The organism is Limnohabitans sp. TS-CS-82 (assembly GCF_002943475.1).
The window spans coordinates 298,014-311,418 of record NZ_PTQX01000004.1 but is presented as its reverse complement, the minus strand read 5'-3'; the positions used below and the strand labels follow the sequence as shown (position 1 = coordinate 311,418).

The 13,405-nt window shown below is 58.1% G+C and carries 14 protein-coding genes; 8 read left to right on the top strand and 6 right to left on the bottom strand.

Annotation, left to right across the window (positions count from 1 at the left end):
* Genes C5F52_RS11360 through tsaE form a run of 3 tightly spaced genes read right to left on the bottom strand, consistent with a single transcriptional unit; the run spans position 1 to position 3,054 of the window.
* Positions 1-1,146 (bottom strand): aminotransferase class V-fold PLP-dependent enzyme, encoded by a 1,146-nt coding sequence (locus C5F52_RS11360; protein WP_104798458.1) that lies wholly within the window; start codon positions 1,144-1,146, stop codon positions 1-3.
* Between the two features lie 7 nt (positions 1,147-1,153).
* Positions 1,154-2,578, bottom strand: a complete 1,425-nt coding sequence (locus tag C5F52_RS11355; RefSeq protein ID WP_104798457.1) for an N-acetylmuramoyl-L-alanine amidase — start codon at positions 2,576-2,578, stop codon at positions 1,154-1,156.
* A complete protein-coding gene (gene tsaE, locus C5F52_RS11350) occupies positions 2,575-3,054 on the bottom strand; it encodes a tRNA (adenosine(37)-N6)-threonylcarbamoyltransferase complex ATPase subunit type 1 TsaE (protein ID WP_236657832.1) in 480 nt (159 codons plus the stop codon). Before tsaE ends, C5F52_RS11355 begins: the two co-directional genes overlap by 4 nt.
* Before the next feature lie 42 nt (positions 3,055-3,096).
* Here tsaE and queG point away from each other — a divergent pair, with 42 nt between their 5' ends.
* A complete protein-coding gene (queG, locus tag C5F52_RS11345; RefSeq protein ID WP_104798574.1) occupies positions 3,097-4,170 on the top strand; it encodes a tRNA epoxyqueuosine(34) reductase QueG in 1,074 nt (357 codons plus the stop codon).
* A gap of 9 nt (positions 4,171-4,179) precedes the next feature.
* Positions 4,180-4,527 carry a hypothetical protein gene (locus C5F52_RS11340; RefSeq protein ID WP_104798455.1) on the top strand — a complete coding sequence of 116 codons (348 nt, stop codon included), beginning with the start codon at positions 4,180-4,182 and terminating at the stop codon, positions 4,525-4,527.
* Between the two features lie 13 nt (positions 4,528-4,540).
* Here the strand turns inward: C5F52_RS11340 and C5F52_RS11335 are convergent, their stop codons facing one another.
* Both C5F52_RS11335 and mltB read right to left on the bottom strand, forming a co-directional pair.
* Positions 4,541-4,762 carry a TIGR02450 family Trp-rich protein gene (locus C5F52_RS11335; protein ID WP_104798454.1) on the bottom strand — a complete coding sequence of 74 codons (222 nt, stop codon included), beginning with the start codon at positions 4,760-4,762 and terminating at the stop codon, positions 4,541-4,543.
* A gap of 26 nt (positions 4,763-4,788) precedes the next feature.
* Positions 4,789-5,886, bottom strand: a complete 1,098-nt coding sequence (mltB, locus tag C5F52_RS11330) for a lytic murein transglycosylase B (protein ID WP_104798453.1) — start codon at positions 5,884-5,886, stop codon at positions 4,789-4,791.
* A gap of 125 nt (positions 5,887-6,011) precedes the next feature.
* Here mltB and C5F52_RS11325 point away from each other — a divergent pair, with 125 nt between their 5' ends.
* The 6 genes from C5F52_RS11325 (at position 6,012) to C5F52_RS11300 (ending at position 12,933) form a co-directional block, all read left to right on the top strand.
* Positions 6,012-6,965: a histone deacetylase family protein gene (locus tag C5F52_RS11325; RefSeq protein ID WP_104798573.1), complete on the top strand. Its 954-nt coding sequence runs from the start codon at positions 6,012-6,014 to the stop codon at positions 6,963-6,965.
* A 15-nt stretch (positions 6,966-6,980) separates the two neighbouring features.
* Positions 6,981-8,219 carry a mechanosensitive ion channel family protein gene (locus tag C5F52_RS11320; RefSeq protein WP_104798452.1) on the top strand — a complete coding sequence of 413 codons (1,239 nt, stop codon included), beginning with the start codon at positions 6,981-6,983 and terminating at the stop codon, positions 8,217-8,219.
* A gap of 128 nt (positions 8,220-8,347) precedes the next feature.
* Positions 8,348-9,097 (top strand): electron transfer flavoprotein subunit beta/FixA family protein, encoded by a 750-nt coding sequence (locus tag C5F52_RS11315; RefSeq protein ID WP_104798451.1) that lies wholly within the window; start codon positions 8,348-8,350, stop codon positions 9,095-9,097.
* 24 nt (positions 9,098-9,121) lie between these two features.
* A complete protein-coding gene (locus C5F52_RS11310; RefSeq protein ID WP_104798450.1) occupies positions 9,122-10,054 on the top strand; it encodes an electron transfer flavoprotein subunit alpha/FixB family protein in 933 nt (310 codons plus the stop codon).
* Positions 10,055-10,123: 69 nt separating this feature from the next.
* Positions 10,124-11,914, top strand: a complete 1,791-nt coding sequence (locus C5F52_RS11305; RefSeq protein WP_104798449.1) for an acyl-CoA dehydrogenase — start codon at positions 10,124-10,126, stop codon at positions 11,912-11,914.
* Positions 11,915-11,979: 65 nt separating this feature from the next.
* The gene (locus C5F52_RS11300) at positions 11,980-12,933 is read left to right on the top strand and encodes a nitronate monooxygenase family protein (RefSeq protein ID WP_104798448.1); all 954 of its coding nucleotides are present in this window, start codon (positions 11,980-11,982) and stop codon (positions 12,931-12,933) included.
* Positions 12,934-12,943: 10 nt separating this feature from the next.
* On the opposite strand, the gene C5F52_RS11295 is transcribed toward C5F52_RS11300, so the two are convergent.
* Positions 12,944-13,387, bottom strand: a complete 444-nt coding sequence (locus tag C5F52_RS11295) for a universal stress protein (RefSeq protein WP_104798447.1) — start codon at positions 13,385-13,387, stop codon at positions 12,944-12,946.
* Positions 13,388-13,405: the final 18 nt, after the last annotated feature.

Below are 13,405 nucleotides of genomic sequence, written 5' to 3'. Positions count from 1 at the left end.
TTAAACGCTAGCAGCGATCTGTGAGGCCGCATCGATGAAGCGCGCGATGTCGGTCTGTGTTGTTGTGGTGTGCGCACTCGCGCGAAGAATGTCTGTGAGGCCTCGGGCTTGCATGTCGAGAGGCGTGAAAGCTATGCCGTTCAAAGCGACTTCAATACCCTTTGCATTGAGCCGTGCTTGCGCCGTTTTGGCTGTGCAGCGATCGAACGTGAATGACAACAAGCCAGACTGATGAACACCCAGATCGTGCAATTGCACGCCAGCGATGCCAGACAACGCTTGTCGAATGCTTTGGCTTTTTGTAAAGATGTCTTGCTTAATGCGGTCAATGCCCAAAGCGAGCACATCTTCAAGCGCTTGCCCTAGTCCCAGGCGTGCGGCGATGCATGCTTCGGAGGTTTCAAACCGGCGTGCATCGTCACGCAGTGTGTAGCCGCCGTGTAAAAAAGGCGCGGTGAAGTGGTCCACGACGGGTGGTGTCAGCGTCGAGAGAAAAGCCCGTCGGATATACAGCAAACCAGTGCCACGCGGCCCGCGTAACCACTTGCGTCCAGGCGCGGTGAGCACGTCGCACTCCAGCGTGCGCACATCAATGGGCAGCTGTCCCATCGCCTGCGACGCATCGAGAAAGAACGGTACACCTGCTGCGCGAGTCAATGCGCCTACGTGTGCCGCTGGTTGTATAAGTCCACCATTGGCGGGCAACCAAGTTAGGGACACTAAGCGAACGCGGTGATCCATCATGCGGGCCAGAGCGTCCAAGCACACCTCACCCGTGTCCGTGGTGGGGATAACTTCGAGTGAGGCACCGCTGCGTTGGGCCATGTGCGTGAGTGCGGCGTAGTTGCCGCCCCATTCGCTGCGGGCTACCAAAATGCGGTCGCCTTGCGAAAACTGCAGACAAGACAGCACGTCGCGCCAACCCCTCGAATGGCTGTCCGTCAGCGCTACTTCATCTGCGTCACAGCCTAGTAGCGCAGCGGCATTGCTGTAAATACGGTCCAGTGAAGTTTGCATTTGCATTGCTGCTGCGTAGCCGCCAATGCGACTTTCCAGTTGCAAATGCGATGTCATGGTGTTGACCACGGCGTCGGACATCAACGATGCGCCTGCGTGATTGAAGTAAGCCAAGTGCGACGAAGTCATCTGCGTTTCAGGTGTTGCGCGTGCGTGCCAGCGGCGGGTTGCGTGAGAAGTAGCGCTCGATGCTTTTCATCAATGCGTTGGCGAGTTCGTTTTGGTAACTCTCGCTGGTCAAGCGGGCTTCTTCGTCGGGGTTGCTGATGAAGGCGGTTTCGACCAAGACGCTGGGAATGTCGGGGGCTTTGAGAACCGCAAAACCGGCTTGCTCGACTTGTGGTTTGTGCAGTTTGCCAATGCGTCGAATTTGTCCCAGCATTTCGCTGCCGAGTTTGAGGCTGTCGTTGATTTGAGCGGTGGTGCTCATGTCCAACAGGGCGCGTTGCACGGTGGCATCTTGGGTTTTGATGTTCAGTCCGCCCACCAAGTCGGCGCGGTTTTCTTGGGTGGCCATCCAACGTGCGGCCGCGCTGGAGGCGGCGCCTTGACTGAGCGCGAACACGCTGGCGCCTTTGGCTTGTGGCGTCAAAAACGCATCGGCGTGCAGGCTGACAAACAAATCGGCCTGTACGCGTCGTGCTTTATCGACGCGCACTTGCAAGGGCACAAAGAAGTCGGCGTCGCGCGTGAGGTAGGCGCGCATGGGCAAATTGCCGTACTTGGTTTTGATGACGGTGTTGTTGATGCGCTCGCGCATGCGATGGGCAATTTGCAGCACCACGTCTTTTTCTTTGGTGCCGCGTGGGCCAATCGCGCCTGGGTCTTCGCCGCCGTGTCCTGGGTCGAGCGCCACGATGATGAAACGCTCGCCGCCTTTGTCGGTGTTGTTCGCGACCGACGCTGCCGATGTGAACGGCGCTGACGTGCCCGATGCGCTGGCGGCGGGCGTCTGCGCAGCCAAGGGCTGGGGTTGTCGGTTTTGGCTGGCCATCAAATCCCCCAAAGGGTCAGAGGGGGTGCCCAAGGTCGAGGCCGAGACAGAGGGCGTGGCCGTCATGGAGGGTACGTGGGTGTGCGTGCCGTTGAGTCGGTCCACGATCAGCGCTTCCAGCGGATCGGCCACTTTGGTGGGGTAGAGGTCCAGCACCAGTCGGTGTTGGTAGCGCGCGCCGCCCACGCTGACGGGTTGCAGGTTGAACACCTGGGGCTGCACCATTTGTCGCAAGTCCAGCACCAAGCGCACCGTGGTGGGGGTGTATTGGCCCACGCGAACGCCGGTGATGTAGGGGTCATCCGAGCGCACTTTGCCGACCAATTCGCGCAACGCGGGGTTGAGTTCAATGCCGTCAATGTCCACCGCCAAGCGGGGTGGGTTGGCCACAAACAGCGGCGTCGTTTTGAGGGCGGTGTCGCTCTCAATCGTCACGCGGGTGTAGTCGGCAGCGGGCCATACACGCACGGCCACGATGGTGGCGCCCAGCGCAATGTCGGCCCTGCCCAGCAGCAGGGCGAGGGTGCCGCCTTTGAGCAAGGTGCGTCGGTGCAAGGGTTTGCTCATGCCAAGAGGGCCTGTCCGCGAGGGGTGTTGGCTTCCAAGGTGACGCTGCGTTGTTCGTCGTCACTGACCTGAATGTGCAAATCCAAATCGGGCGTGGGCATGACGCCTTGTGCGTTTTGTGGCCACTCGCATAGCGTGAGTCCTGGGCTGGCGAAGATGTCGCGAAAACCGGCGTCTTCCCACTCGCGTGGGTCGCTGAATCGGTAAAAGTCAAAATGCCAAATGTGGCCTGCATCCACTTGGTAAGGCTCAACCACCGCGTACGTGGGGCTCTTGATGCGGCCTTGCACGCCGAGTGCCCGCAAGAGGTGGCGCACAAACGTGGTCTTGCCCGCCCCCAAGTCGCCATGCAAGGTGATGCAGGCGTGCAGCCCTTCGGGCGCGCGCGTCAAGGCGGCTGCCAGCTGTTGTGCAAAGGCAGCGGTGGCGGCTTCATCGGGCCAGGCAAGGGTTTTTACAATGGCGGAATTCTTCAAGGATGTCGGTTGTCCAGTTATCACCAATTATTGCTATCGGAAATACAAAATTTGGGGAAATCCCTAGGATTTTCCCAAATTGCGGTGGCGCCTTTGGATTTGTCGTCTGCCGAGCCGCATTTGCAAGCGTGGTTGGCTCAAAATTTCCATGGCGAGATGGACTACATGGCCCGCCACGGCATGAAGCGCGCCCGTCCTGCCGAGTTGGTGCCGGGCACTTTGAGCGTGCTGACCGCACGCATGAATTATTTACCACGCGATACCCCGCCCGATTGGCAAGATCGAGAGTGGCAGCGATTGCGCGAGCCACATGAGGCGGTGGTGTCGGTCTACGCACGAGGGCGCGATTACCACAAGGTGTTGCGCCAGCGCTTAGACACCTTGGCGCGTCAGATTGACGCACACATGACCACGCATGCCGCAACGCTTTGTGACGAGCTGGGTGACGAGGGGTTTCAATACCGTGCCTTCACCGATTCGGCACCTGTTTTGGAGGCCGAGTTGGCCGCCCGCAGCGGGCAAGGCTGGCGCGGCAAACACACCTTGGTGCTCAACCGCGAGGCGGGCTCGATGTTTTTCTTGGGCGAGATTTTTCTCAACATGGCCCTGCCGGCCTCCGAGCCCACCAGCGCGCATTGCGGCCAATGCACCGCGTGCATAGACGTGTGCCCCACCCAAGCCATCGTGGCGCCGGGCGTGGTGGATGCGCGGCGCTGCATTTCGTATTTGACGATTGAGCACGCGGGTGCCATTGACGAAGCCCTGCGCCCCTTGATGGGCAACCACATTTACGGCTGCGACGACTGCCAGTTGATTTGCCCTTGGAACAAGTTTGCCCAAACCTCCAGCCTGCCCGACTTTGACGCACGCTCTGGGCTGGTGGGGCAAGACATCGCCCGCTTGTTAACGTGGACCGAAGACGAGTTTTTGCGCTACACCGAGGGCAGCCCGATTCGCCGCATTGGCCATGCGCGTTGGGTGCGTAACCTAGCCGTGGCTGCTGGCAATGCGCTAAGTCAGTCTGACGATGGCGCTTTGCGACAAGCATTGCAAACGCATCTCACGCATGCGAGTGAGGTGGTGCGTGAGCATGTGCAGTGGGCTTTGGCGCAGTAATATCAAACCATGGCATTTTTCACCCGTTTGATCTTCGCGCTGATTGGCATGGCATTCGCCGTTTTGTTTGCCGTCGGTGTGTTGTGCTGGTTGGCCTTGTATGTGGCATTTGCCAGTTTGCGTTGGCTCGTGACGGGGCAAAAGCCGCAAGTGCTGATGATGTGGCAACAGATCAAAGCGATGCGCAAAGGCATGCAGTCGGGGCAGGGCTCAAGCTGGTCCAGTTGGTCGCGTACCAGCGATGGGCAATGGCATGAAGCGCATGGACACGCTCAGAGCAAGGCGCTCAAAGTGGATGTGGTGGAAGACGTCGTGGTGCGTGAAGTCCACGAACAGCGTCAGTTGCCCAAAGACTGATCACAGCGCTCGGTCAAACCCAACCTTGCAGCCAAACGCTGTCGTCTTGTAAATCGCGCCACGGAATGATCTGCGTGGCCTTCGAAAAAACGGCTTCAATTTCTACCGACTCAATGGGGTCGGTGGGCAACTCGGGTTGAATCACTCGGCTGACCAAGAAATGCTTTTGTTTGGCCACAGGTGTGACTGCTGTCCATTTGGTCAGGTGCAGTTTTTTGGGGTTCAACGGGTTCATGGTGGCAGTTCTGCTCAGGACTTGCTTCAACGCGCCGCGCTGGTGGCGTTACCCGCATTGGGCAGCGCCGCTTTGACTGCTTGCCCCAACTCAATCACTGCCAGCGCGTAATAACTGCTCCAGTTGTAGCGCGTCACCACGTAGAAGTTTTCGGTGCCCGCCACGTAGCTGGGCGCATCGTCCCCGTTGAACACTTCGACCAAGGCCAAAGGCCCTGCGTGCTGTATCGCGTCACCATCGAGCAACGCGCCTTTGGCCAAGAAGCTGCTGACGCTGAACGAGGGCACGATGTCGGGGGCGAGCAGGGTGGGTTTGTCGAGGCGGGTTTCGTCAAAGCGCACGGGGTAGTGCGTGGGCATGCCGGTTTGCCAGCCAAAGGCTTTGAAATAGTTGGCCACCGAGCCAATGGCATCGATGGGGCTGTTGCGCAGGTCGATGGTGCCATCGCCATCAAAGTCCACCGCAAATTTGTGGATGCTCGATGGCATGAATTGGGGCCAGCCCATGGCGCCCGCAAAGCTGCCGGTGATGGGGGCGGTGTTGCCGTTACGCGATTGCTGGCGCAGTTGCACCAAAAAATGGCCCAACTCCGATTTGAAAAACGCTTGTCGTTCGGCGGCGCGTGGGTGCGCGGCGGGGAAGTCGAGGGTCAAGGTGGTCAAGGCATCGAGCACGCGGTAGTTGCCCATGTTTTGACCGTAAAACGTTTCTACCCCAATGATGCCCACCACCATTTCGGCAGGCACGCCATAAGTCTGCTCGGCTCGCGTGAGGGCGCTGCGGTAGGTTTGCCAAAACTGAACGCCAGCGTCGATGCGTCTGGGTTCAATGAAGCGCTCGCGGTAGGCCCGCCAATTTTTAGGCACGCTGACGGGAGGTGGCAACACCAGTTGCGGCACGCCATTCAAGCGACGTGCTTCGCTGAGTTGCTGGCGCACCCACGCGACCGGCAAGGCGTGTTGTTGAGCCAATTCGTCAGCCAAGCCGGTCACTTGCGGTGTGAGGCCATAGCTGGGGCCGTTGACTTTGGCTTTTTGAACGGCTTTGTGTTGGGTAGGGCGCGGCGTGGCTTTGCCCGCATGTTTGGAGGTGGCATGGTGGGCCGCGTGAGCGGTGGTTGCCAAGAGGGTTGCAAGGAGTGCAACGCAGGTAAAAGTACGCAGGGTAGAGAAGGTCACGCGGGTTTGCCAAGGGCTAAATGCAAGGCCTGCATGGTAAGCTGAGTCGGAGAGAAATCGAGACACACACGATGCGTAAAACTGGTTATTACACCCATCCCGAATGTTGGTTGCACGAGATGGGCGCTGGCCATCCTGAATGCCCTGATCGCTTGAGCGCGATCCAAGACCGCCTCCTGATCAGCGGGGTGGATTTAGGCCTCACGCAACTGCAAGCCCCCGAAGCCCCCTTGGCAGACATTGAGTTGGCCCACGACCGCATGTACATCGCGGCCTTGCGTGGCACCAGCGACCGCTTGCAAGAAGACATCGAAGCCGGTGGCCCCGCTTATTCGCACTTAGATGCCGACACCGCCATCAATGCGCACACTTGGAAAGCCGCGCTCAGCTCGGCAGGTGCGGCCATTGCGGCCACCGATGCCGTGCTGGCTGGTGAGCTCGAAAACGCGTTTTGCGCCGTGCGCCCGCCTGGGCACCACGCCACCCGCAAGCAAGCCATGGGTTTTTGCTTTTTCAACAACGTGGCAATTGCGGCGAAATATGCGCTGGAGCGTCACGGCTTGAAGCGCGTGGCCGTGGTCGACTTTGACGTGCACCACGGCAACGGCACCGAAGACATCTTGGCGGGCGACGACCGCGTGCTGATGGTGAGCTTTTTTCAGCATCCTTTCTACCCTTACACCGGGGCAGAAAATCCAGCTGAGAACATGGTCAACATTCCCGTGCCGGCCTACACCAAAGGCATGGATGTGCGTGAGCTGATTGAAACGTATTGGGTGCCACGCTTGGAAGAGTTCAAGCCCGAGATGATTTTCATCAGCGCTGGGTTTGACGCCCACCGCGAAGACGACATGGGCCAACTGGGCTTGACCGAGCAAGATTACAGCTGGATCACCCACCGTGTGCGTCAAATCGCTTTGCGTCATGCCCAAGGTCGCATCGTGTCTTGTTTGGAGGGTGGCTATGACTTGAGCGCCCTGAGCCGCAGCGTGGAAGCCCATTTGCGTGTTTTGGCTGATATTTGATGAAAACGGATCTTCATGAGTGATTTGCAAGAGTTGTGGCTGGACTTACAAAGCCCAGCCATCGTGTTGGAGCTGCTGGGCTTGTTGGCGTGCTTAGGCGTCGCTTGGTTGATCAGCTGGGGCTTGGGGCGAGGTGCGTCGGCACGAGGCTCGATTCTGTTTGGCCGTCGTGTGGTGGACGGTTTGTTGTTTCCCACGCTGTCGCTGGTGTTCACCTTCGGCTTGAAGCTTGGGCTTCTCAAAGTGCAACATGTGCCGGTGCTCAAAGTGGTGCTGCCCATCTTGGTGTCGCTGGTCATCATCCGGTTAATTGCGCGTGTGTTGACTGCCGTTTTTCCGGCTTCTCAAGGCGCACGGGCTATTGAACGTGTGGTGTCTTGGTTGGCGTGGGGCTTGGCGGTGTTGTGGATCACAGGGCTGCTGGCACCCGCCATCGAGGAGCTAGATAGCCTCACCTTTACTTTGGGCAAGACGCGCATCAGCGTGATGCACGTCATCGATGTGGTGATGACGTCGAGCTTTGTGCTGGTGCTCAGTTTGTGGCTGTCTGCGGCCATTGAAAATCGGTTGTTGAATCGCGCCGTGTCTGATTTGTCGATGCGCCGCGTGGCCTCCAATGCCTTGCGCGCCATTTTGTTGGTGATTGGCGCGTTGTTTGCGCTGTCTTCTCTAGGCGTTGACTTGACCGCGCTGTCGGTTTTGGGTGGTGCGTTGGGCGTGGGTATTGGTTTTGGCTTGCAAAAGTTGGCCGCCAACTACGTCAGCGGTTTTGTGATTTTGTTAGAGCGTTCCTTGCGCATTGGCGATTACGTGCGCGTGGATGGCTTTGAGGGGCGTGTGACCGACATCAAAACCCGTTACACCTTGGTGCGCGCCAACAACGGCAGTGAGTCGGTGGTGCCCAACGAACTGCTGATCACGCAACGCGTGGAAAACCTCTCTTTAGAGAGTTCCAACATGCTCCAAACTTGCACGTTTTGGGTGGGCTTGGAAAGCGATGTGGCGCAAGTGCAAGCCTTGTTGGTCGGCGCTGCTTTGAGCGCGCCGCGCGTCATGCCCGAGCCTGTGCCCGTGACTTTGTTGGCCGAAGTGGCGCCGCAAGGGTTGCGCTTCACCCTCAATTTTTGGATGGATGACCCCGCCAATGGCCAATCTTCAGCACGCTCCGGCGTCAACATTGCCGCGCTCGCTGCGCTGCGTGGTGCGGGTGTGCTGTTGGTGAAGTCGCCACAGGAAGTGGTGCTTCGGTCTTGAGGCCTCAATTTTTTGTGCACAATAGCCAAAAAAGCACGGTCGTTCTAAAAAATCCCGTTCCTAAACCCTACAATGTGACGTTTACGTAAACGTCAATCTGTTTTCACTTAAAACTTGGAGCTTTTGCCATGAAGGTATTGGTCGCTGTCAAACGCGTTGTGGACTACAACGTGAAGGTTCGTGTCAAGTCGGACAACTCGGGCGTGGACATCGCCAACGTCAAAATGAGCATGAACCCTTTTGATGAAATTGCCATCGAAGAAGCGGTTCGCCTGAAAGAAAAGGGCGTGGTGACCGAGGTCATCGCCGTGTCTTGCGGTGTGACCCAATGCCAAGAAACCTTGCGCACAGCCATGGCCATCGGTGCGGACCGCGGCATTTTGGTGGAAACCGCTGAAGAATTGCAGCCCTTGGCCGTGGCCAAGTTGCTCAAAGCACTGGTGGACAAAGAGCAGCCCGGTTTGGTGATCTTGGGCAAGCAAGCGATTGACGACGACTGCAACCAAACGGGCCAAATGTTGGCCGCTTTGGCAGACTTGCCTCAAGCCACGTTCGCTTCCAAAGTCGAAGTGGCCGATGGCAAAGCCAGCGTGACCCGTGAAGTTGACGGCGGTTTGGAAACCCTCTCGGTCAGCTTGCCTGCGGTCATCACCACCGATCTGCGCTTGAACGAGCCACGCTATGTGACCTTGCCCAACATCATGAAGGCCAAGAAAAAGCAACTCGATGTGTTCAAGCCCGAAGACCTCGGCGTCGACGTGACCTCGCGCATCAAGACCTTGAAGGTCAGCGAGCCACCCAAGCGCAGCGCTGGTATCAAAGTGCCCGATGTGGCCACCTTGGTCGACAAGCTCAAAAACGTCGCCAAAGTCATCTAATTAGAACTACGCAGGAGAAACACCATGACATCTCTCGTGATTGCTGAACACGACAACGCTTCCATCAAGCCTTCCACCCTCAACACCGTGACCGCTGCTGCCGCTTTGGGCGGTGAAGTGCATGTGTTGGTGGCGGGGCTCAACGCCGCCGCCGCCGCCGCTGCCGCTGCACAAATTGCAGGCGTTACCAAAGTGCTGCACGCCGATGGCGCCACCTTGGCTGACGGCTTGGCCGAAAACGTGGCCGCCCAAGTGCTGGCCGTGGCCGCGGGTTACAGCCACTTGCTGTTCCCTGCCACCGCAGGCGGCAAAAACGTGGCCCCACGCGTGGCGGCCAAATTGGATGTCGCGCAAATCAGCGACATCACCCGCGTTGACAGCGCCGACACGTTTGAGCGCCCCATCTATGCCGGCAACGCCATGGCGACGGTGCAATCTTTGGATGCCGTCAAAGTCATCACCGTGCGTACCACGGGCTTTGATGCCGCTGCCGCCTCCGGTGGCTCGGCCGCTGTGGAGAGCGTGGCCGCTGTGGCCGATTCTGGCAAGAGCAGTTTTGTGGGCCGCGAAGTCACCAAGAGCGACCGTCCTGAATTGACAGCCGCCAAGATCATCGTGTCAGGTGGTCGTGCTTTGGGCTCTGCTGAAAAGTTCGCCGAAGTCATGACGCCCTTGGCCGACAAGCTCGGTGCTGCGATGGGTGCCAGCCGCGCTGCGGTCGATGCGGGCTATGCCCCCAACGACTGGCAAGTGGGGCAAACCGGCAAGATCGTGGCGCCTCAGTTGTATGTCGCCTGCGGTATCAGCGGCGCCATTCAGCATTTGGCCGGTATGAAAGACAGCAAAGTGATCGTGGCGATCAACAAAGACCCTGAAGCCCCGATCTTCTCAGTGGCCGATTTCGGCTTGGAGGCTGATCTCTTCACGGCTGTGCCAGAGTTGGTTTCGGCGCTTTAAGCCTGTTGTTCAAAAGGCACTCTGCGGGGTGCCTTTTTTCTTGTTTGCCTTGATTTTTGGAGACTCACCGTGAGCTACATCGCCCCCGTCAAAGACATGTTGTTCAACATGCAGCACCTGGCCGGACTCGACCAGATCGCCCAACTGCCCAGTTTTGAAGATGCCGGTTTAGAAACTGCGCAAGCTGTGCTGGAAGAGTGCGCCAAGTTGAACGAGTCGGTGCTGGTGCCTTTGAACTGGGAGGGCGACAAGAACCCTTCGTTCTTCAAAGATGGCAACGTCACCACCACGCCTGGTTTCAAAGAGGCCTACGCCCAATTCACCGAAGGCGGCTGGCAAAGCCTGCAGCACCCTGCAGAATTCGGTGGCCAAGGCTTACCCAAAACCATCGGCGCGGCTTGCGGCGAAATGCTCAACTCGGCCAACATGAGTTTTGCTTTGTGCCCCATGTTGACCGACGGCGCGATTGAAGCTTTGTTGACCGCAGGCTCTGACGACCTCAAAGCCACCTACCTTGAGAAGCTCATCTCCGGCGAGTGGACCGGCACCATGAACTTGACGGAGCCACAAGCTGGCTCTGATTTGGCGGCGGTGCGCACCCGTGCTGAGCCTTTGGCAGATGGCACTTACAAGGTCTTTGGCACCAAGATTTTCATCACCTACGGCGAACACGACATGGCCGAGAACATCGTCCACCTCGTGCTGGCGCGTGTGCAAGGCGCCCCTGAAGGCGTAAAGGGCATCAGTTTGTTTGTGGTGCCCAAATTTATGGTGAACAAAGATGGCTCATTGGGCGCACGCAACGATGTGCACTGCGTGAGCATCGAGCACAAGATGGGCATCAAAGCCAGCCCTACAGCGGTGTTGCAGTATGGCGACCACGGCGGTGCGATTGGTTTCCTCGTTGGCGAAGAAAACCGTGGCTTGGAGTACATGTTCATCATGATGAACGCGGCGCGTTACGCCGTGGGCGTGCAAGGCATTTCTATTGCCGAGCGTGCGTACCAAAAGGCTGTGACTTTCTCGCGCGACCGCGTGCAAAGCCGCCCTGTGGACGGCAGCATGAAGACCAGCGCGCCCATCATTCACCACCCCGACGTTCGCCGTATGTTGATGACCATGCGCGCCTACACCGAAGGCTGCCGTGCGATGGCCTCTGTGGCTGCCGCCGCGTACGACGCATCGCACCATCACCCCGATGCTGAGGCGCGCAAAGAAAACTTGGCTTTCTACGAATTTTTGGTGCCCTTGGTCAAAGGCTTCAGCACCGAGATGAGTTTGGAAGTCACCAGCTTGGGCGTGCAAGTGCACGGCGGCATGGGCTTCATCGAAGAAACCGGTGCGGCGCAGTACTACCGTGACGCCAAGATTTTGACCATCTACGAAGGCACCACGGCCATTCAGGCGAATGACTTGGTGGGCCGCAAAACTGGTCGCGATGGTGGCCAAACGGCCAAAGGCATTGCGGCACAAATCGCGAAGACAGAAGCTGATCTTCTGAACAGCGGCAGTGCCAATGCCAAGTCCGTTGCTGCCCGTTTGCAAGCGGCTCGCGAAGCTTTCTTGAACGTGGTCGATTTTGTGGTGTCGGGTGCCAAAACCAGTCCCAATGCTGTGTTTGCTGGCAGCGTGCCTTACCTCATGCTCACCGGCAACTTGGTGGCCGGTTGGCAAATGGCGCGTGCTTTGTTGGTCGCTGAAGCGCAGTTGGCCAAAGGCGAAGAGGCGGTCTTCATGCAAGCCAAAATCACCACGGCACGTTTTTACGCGGACCACATCCTGACCAAAGTGCCAGGCATGCGTGACAGCATCGTGGAAGGTGCGGACAGCGTGACTGAGTTGGCTTTAGACGCTTTTTAAACCCCCTCACGTTTTTACTTCACCTCCCCTGATCTGCGTTCCCTTCATCTTTGAAAGTCCACGACATGTCTCAATTGCCAGCAGTATTTCAGCAGCTCAAATTCCCCGTCATCGCTTCGCCCTTGTTCATCATCAGCAACCCCAAGTTGGTGATTGCGCAGTGCAAAGCGGGTGTTGTTGGTTCTATGCCGGCGCTGAATGCGCGTCCTGCAGAACAACTTGAAGAGTGGTTGATCGAAATCACCGAGGCCTTGGCTGCGCACAACCGTGAGCATCCAGACCAACCGGCTGCGCCTTTTGCGATCAATCAAATCGTGCACAAAAGCAACGACCGCTTAGAGCACGACATGGCCTTGTGTGTGAAGTACAAAGTGCCGATCATCATCACCTCGTTGGGTGCGCGTGAAGATGTGAACGAGGCGGCGCACAGCTATGGCGGCATCGTGATGCACGACGTGATCAACAACAAGTTTGCGAAAAAAGCGATCGAGAAGGGCGCCGATGGCCTGATTGCCGTGGCCTCCGGCGCGGGCGGACATGCTGGCGTGAAAAGCCCATTTGCTTTGATTCAAGAGATTCGCGAGTGGTTCGACGGCCCTGTCGCGCTGAGCGGCTCCATTGCCACGGGCGGCGCCGTGTTGGCTGCGCAAGCCATGGGGGCAGATTTCGCCTACATCGGTTCTGCGTTCATTGCGACAGAAGAGGCCCGTGCGGCAGAGGACTACAAACAAGCCGTGGTTGACAGCACCTCAGACGACATTGTGTTGAGCAACTTGTTCACCGGCGTGCACGGCAATTACTTGGCCCCGTCCATCCGCAACGCCGGCTTGGACCCCGAGAACTTGCCAGAGAGTGACCCCAGCAAAATGAATTTTGGTGGGGATGCCAAAAAAGCCTGGAAAGACATCTGGGGCTGCGGTCAAGGCATTGGCGCGATCAAAGCAGTGGTGCCGGCTGCCGAGTTGGTGGCACGTTTGAAGCGTGAGTACCAAGCGGCCAAGTCACGCATCACCGCCTGATCGCGAAGGTTTAGCGCAAGACCAACACAGGCACGCTGGCGTGTGTCAGCACTTGGTTGGTTTCGCTGCCCAACAACAAGCGCTTGATGCCGCGGCGGCCGTGCGAGGCCATCACGATCAAGTCGGCTTTTTGCTTTTTAGCCGTGGCGATGATGGCGTCTGACACGATGTCGGATTTCACCACTACAGGCTTGACGCTCACGCCTTTGGCCTTGCCCGCTTTGACCACGGTGTCGAGCATTTTTTGTGCGTCATCGGCCCACTGCTTTTCAATTTTTGCGACTTCGGTAGGGTTCAGTGGCAAAGAGCCTTCGAAATAACTTTGTGGGTAACGCGGCGTCACTTTGACAGCGACCAACTCAGCGCCACTCAAGGCGGCCAAGGCAATAGCGCTGGTGATGGCTTTTTTTGACAACGTGGATCCGTCGGTGGCGACCAAAATTCGTGTGTACATCAGTGACTCCTAAGTTAT

Bases quoted from the DNA above. Each gene is read 5' to 3' on its own strand.
- C5F52_RS11295 (WP_104798447.1), bottom strand. From the start codon at position 13,387: ATGTACACACGAATTTTGGTCGCCACCGACGGATCCACGTTGTCAAAA.
- C5F52_RS11310 (WP_104798450.1), top strand. From the start codon at position 9,122: ATGACATCTCTCGTGATTGCTGAACACGACAACGCTTCCATCAAGCCT.
- C5F52_RS11320 (WP_104798452.1), top strand. From the start codon at position 6,981: ATGAGTGATTTGCAAGAGTTGTGGCTGGACTTACAAAGCCCAGCCATC.
- C5F52_RS11335 (WP_104798454.1), bottom strand. From the start codon at position 4,762: ATGAACCCGTTGAACCCCAAAAAACTGCACCTGACCAAATGGACAGCA.
- C5F52_RS11360 (WP_104798458.1), bottom strand. From the start codon at position 1,146: ATGACTTCGTCGCACTTGGCTTACTTCAATCACGCAGGCGCATCGTTG.
- C5F52_RS11300 (WP_104798448.1), top strand. From the start codon at position 11,980: ATGTCTCAATTGCCAGCAGTATTTCAGCAGCTCAAATTCCCCGTCATC.
- C5F52_RS11340 (WP_104798455.1), top strand. From the start codon at position 4,180: ATGGCATTTTTCACCCGTTTGATCTTCGCGCTGATTGGCATGGCATTC.
- C5F52_RS11355 (WP_104798457.1), bottom strand. From the start codon at position 2,578: ATGAGCAAACCCTTGCACCGACGCACCTTGCTCAAAGGCGGCACCCTC.
- C5F52_RS11325 (WP_104798573.1), top strand. From the start codon at position 6,012: ATGCGTAAAACTGGTTATTACACCCATCCCGAATGTTGGTTGCACGAG.
- C5F52_RS11315 (WP_104798451.1), top strand. From the start codon at position 8,348: ATGAAGGTATTGGTCGCTGTCAAACGCGTTGTGGACTACAACGTGAAG.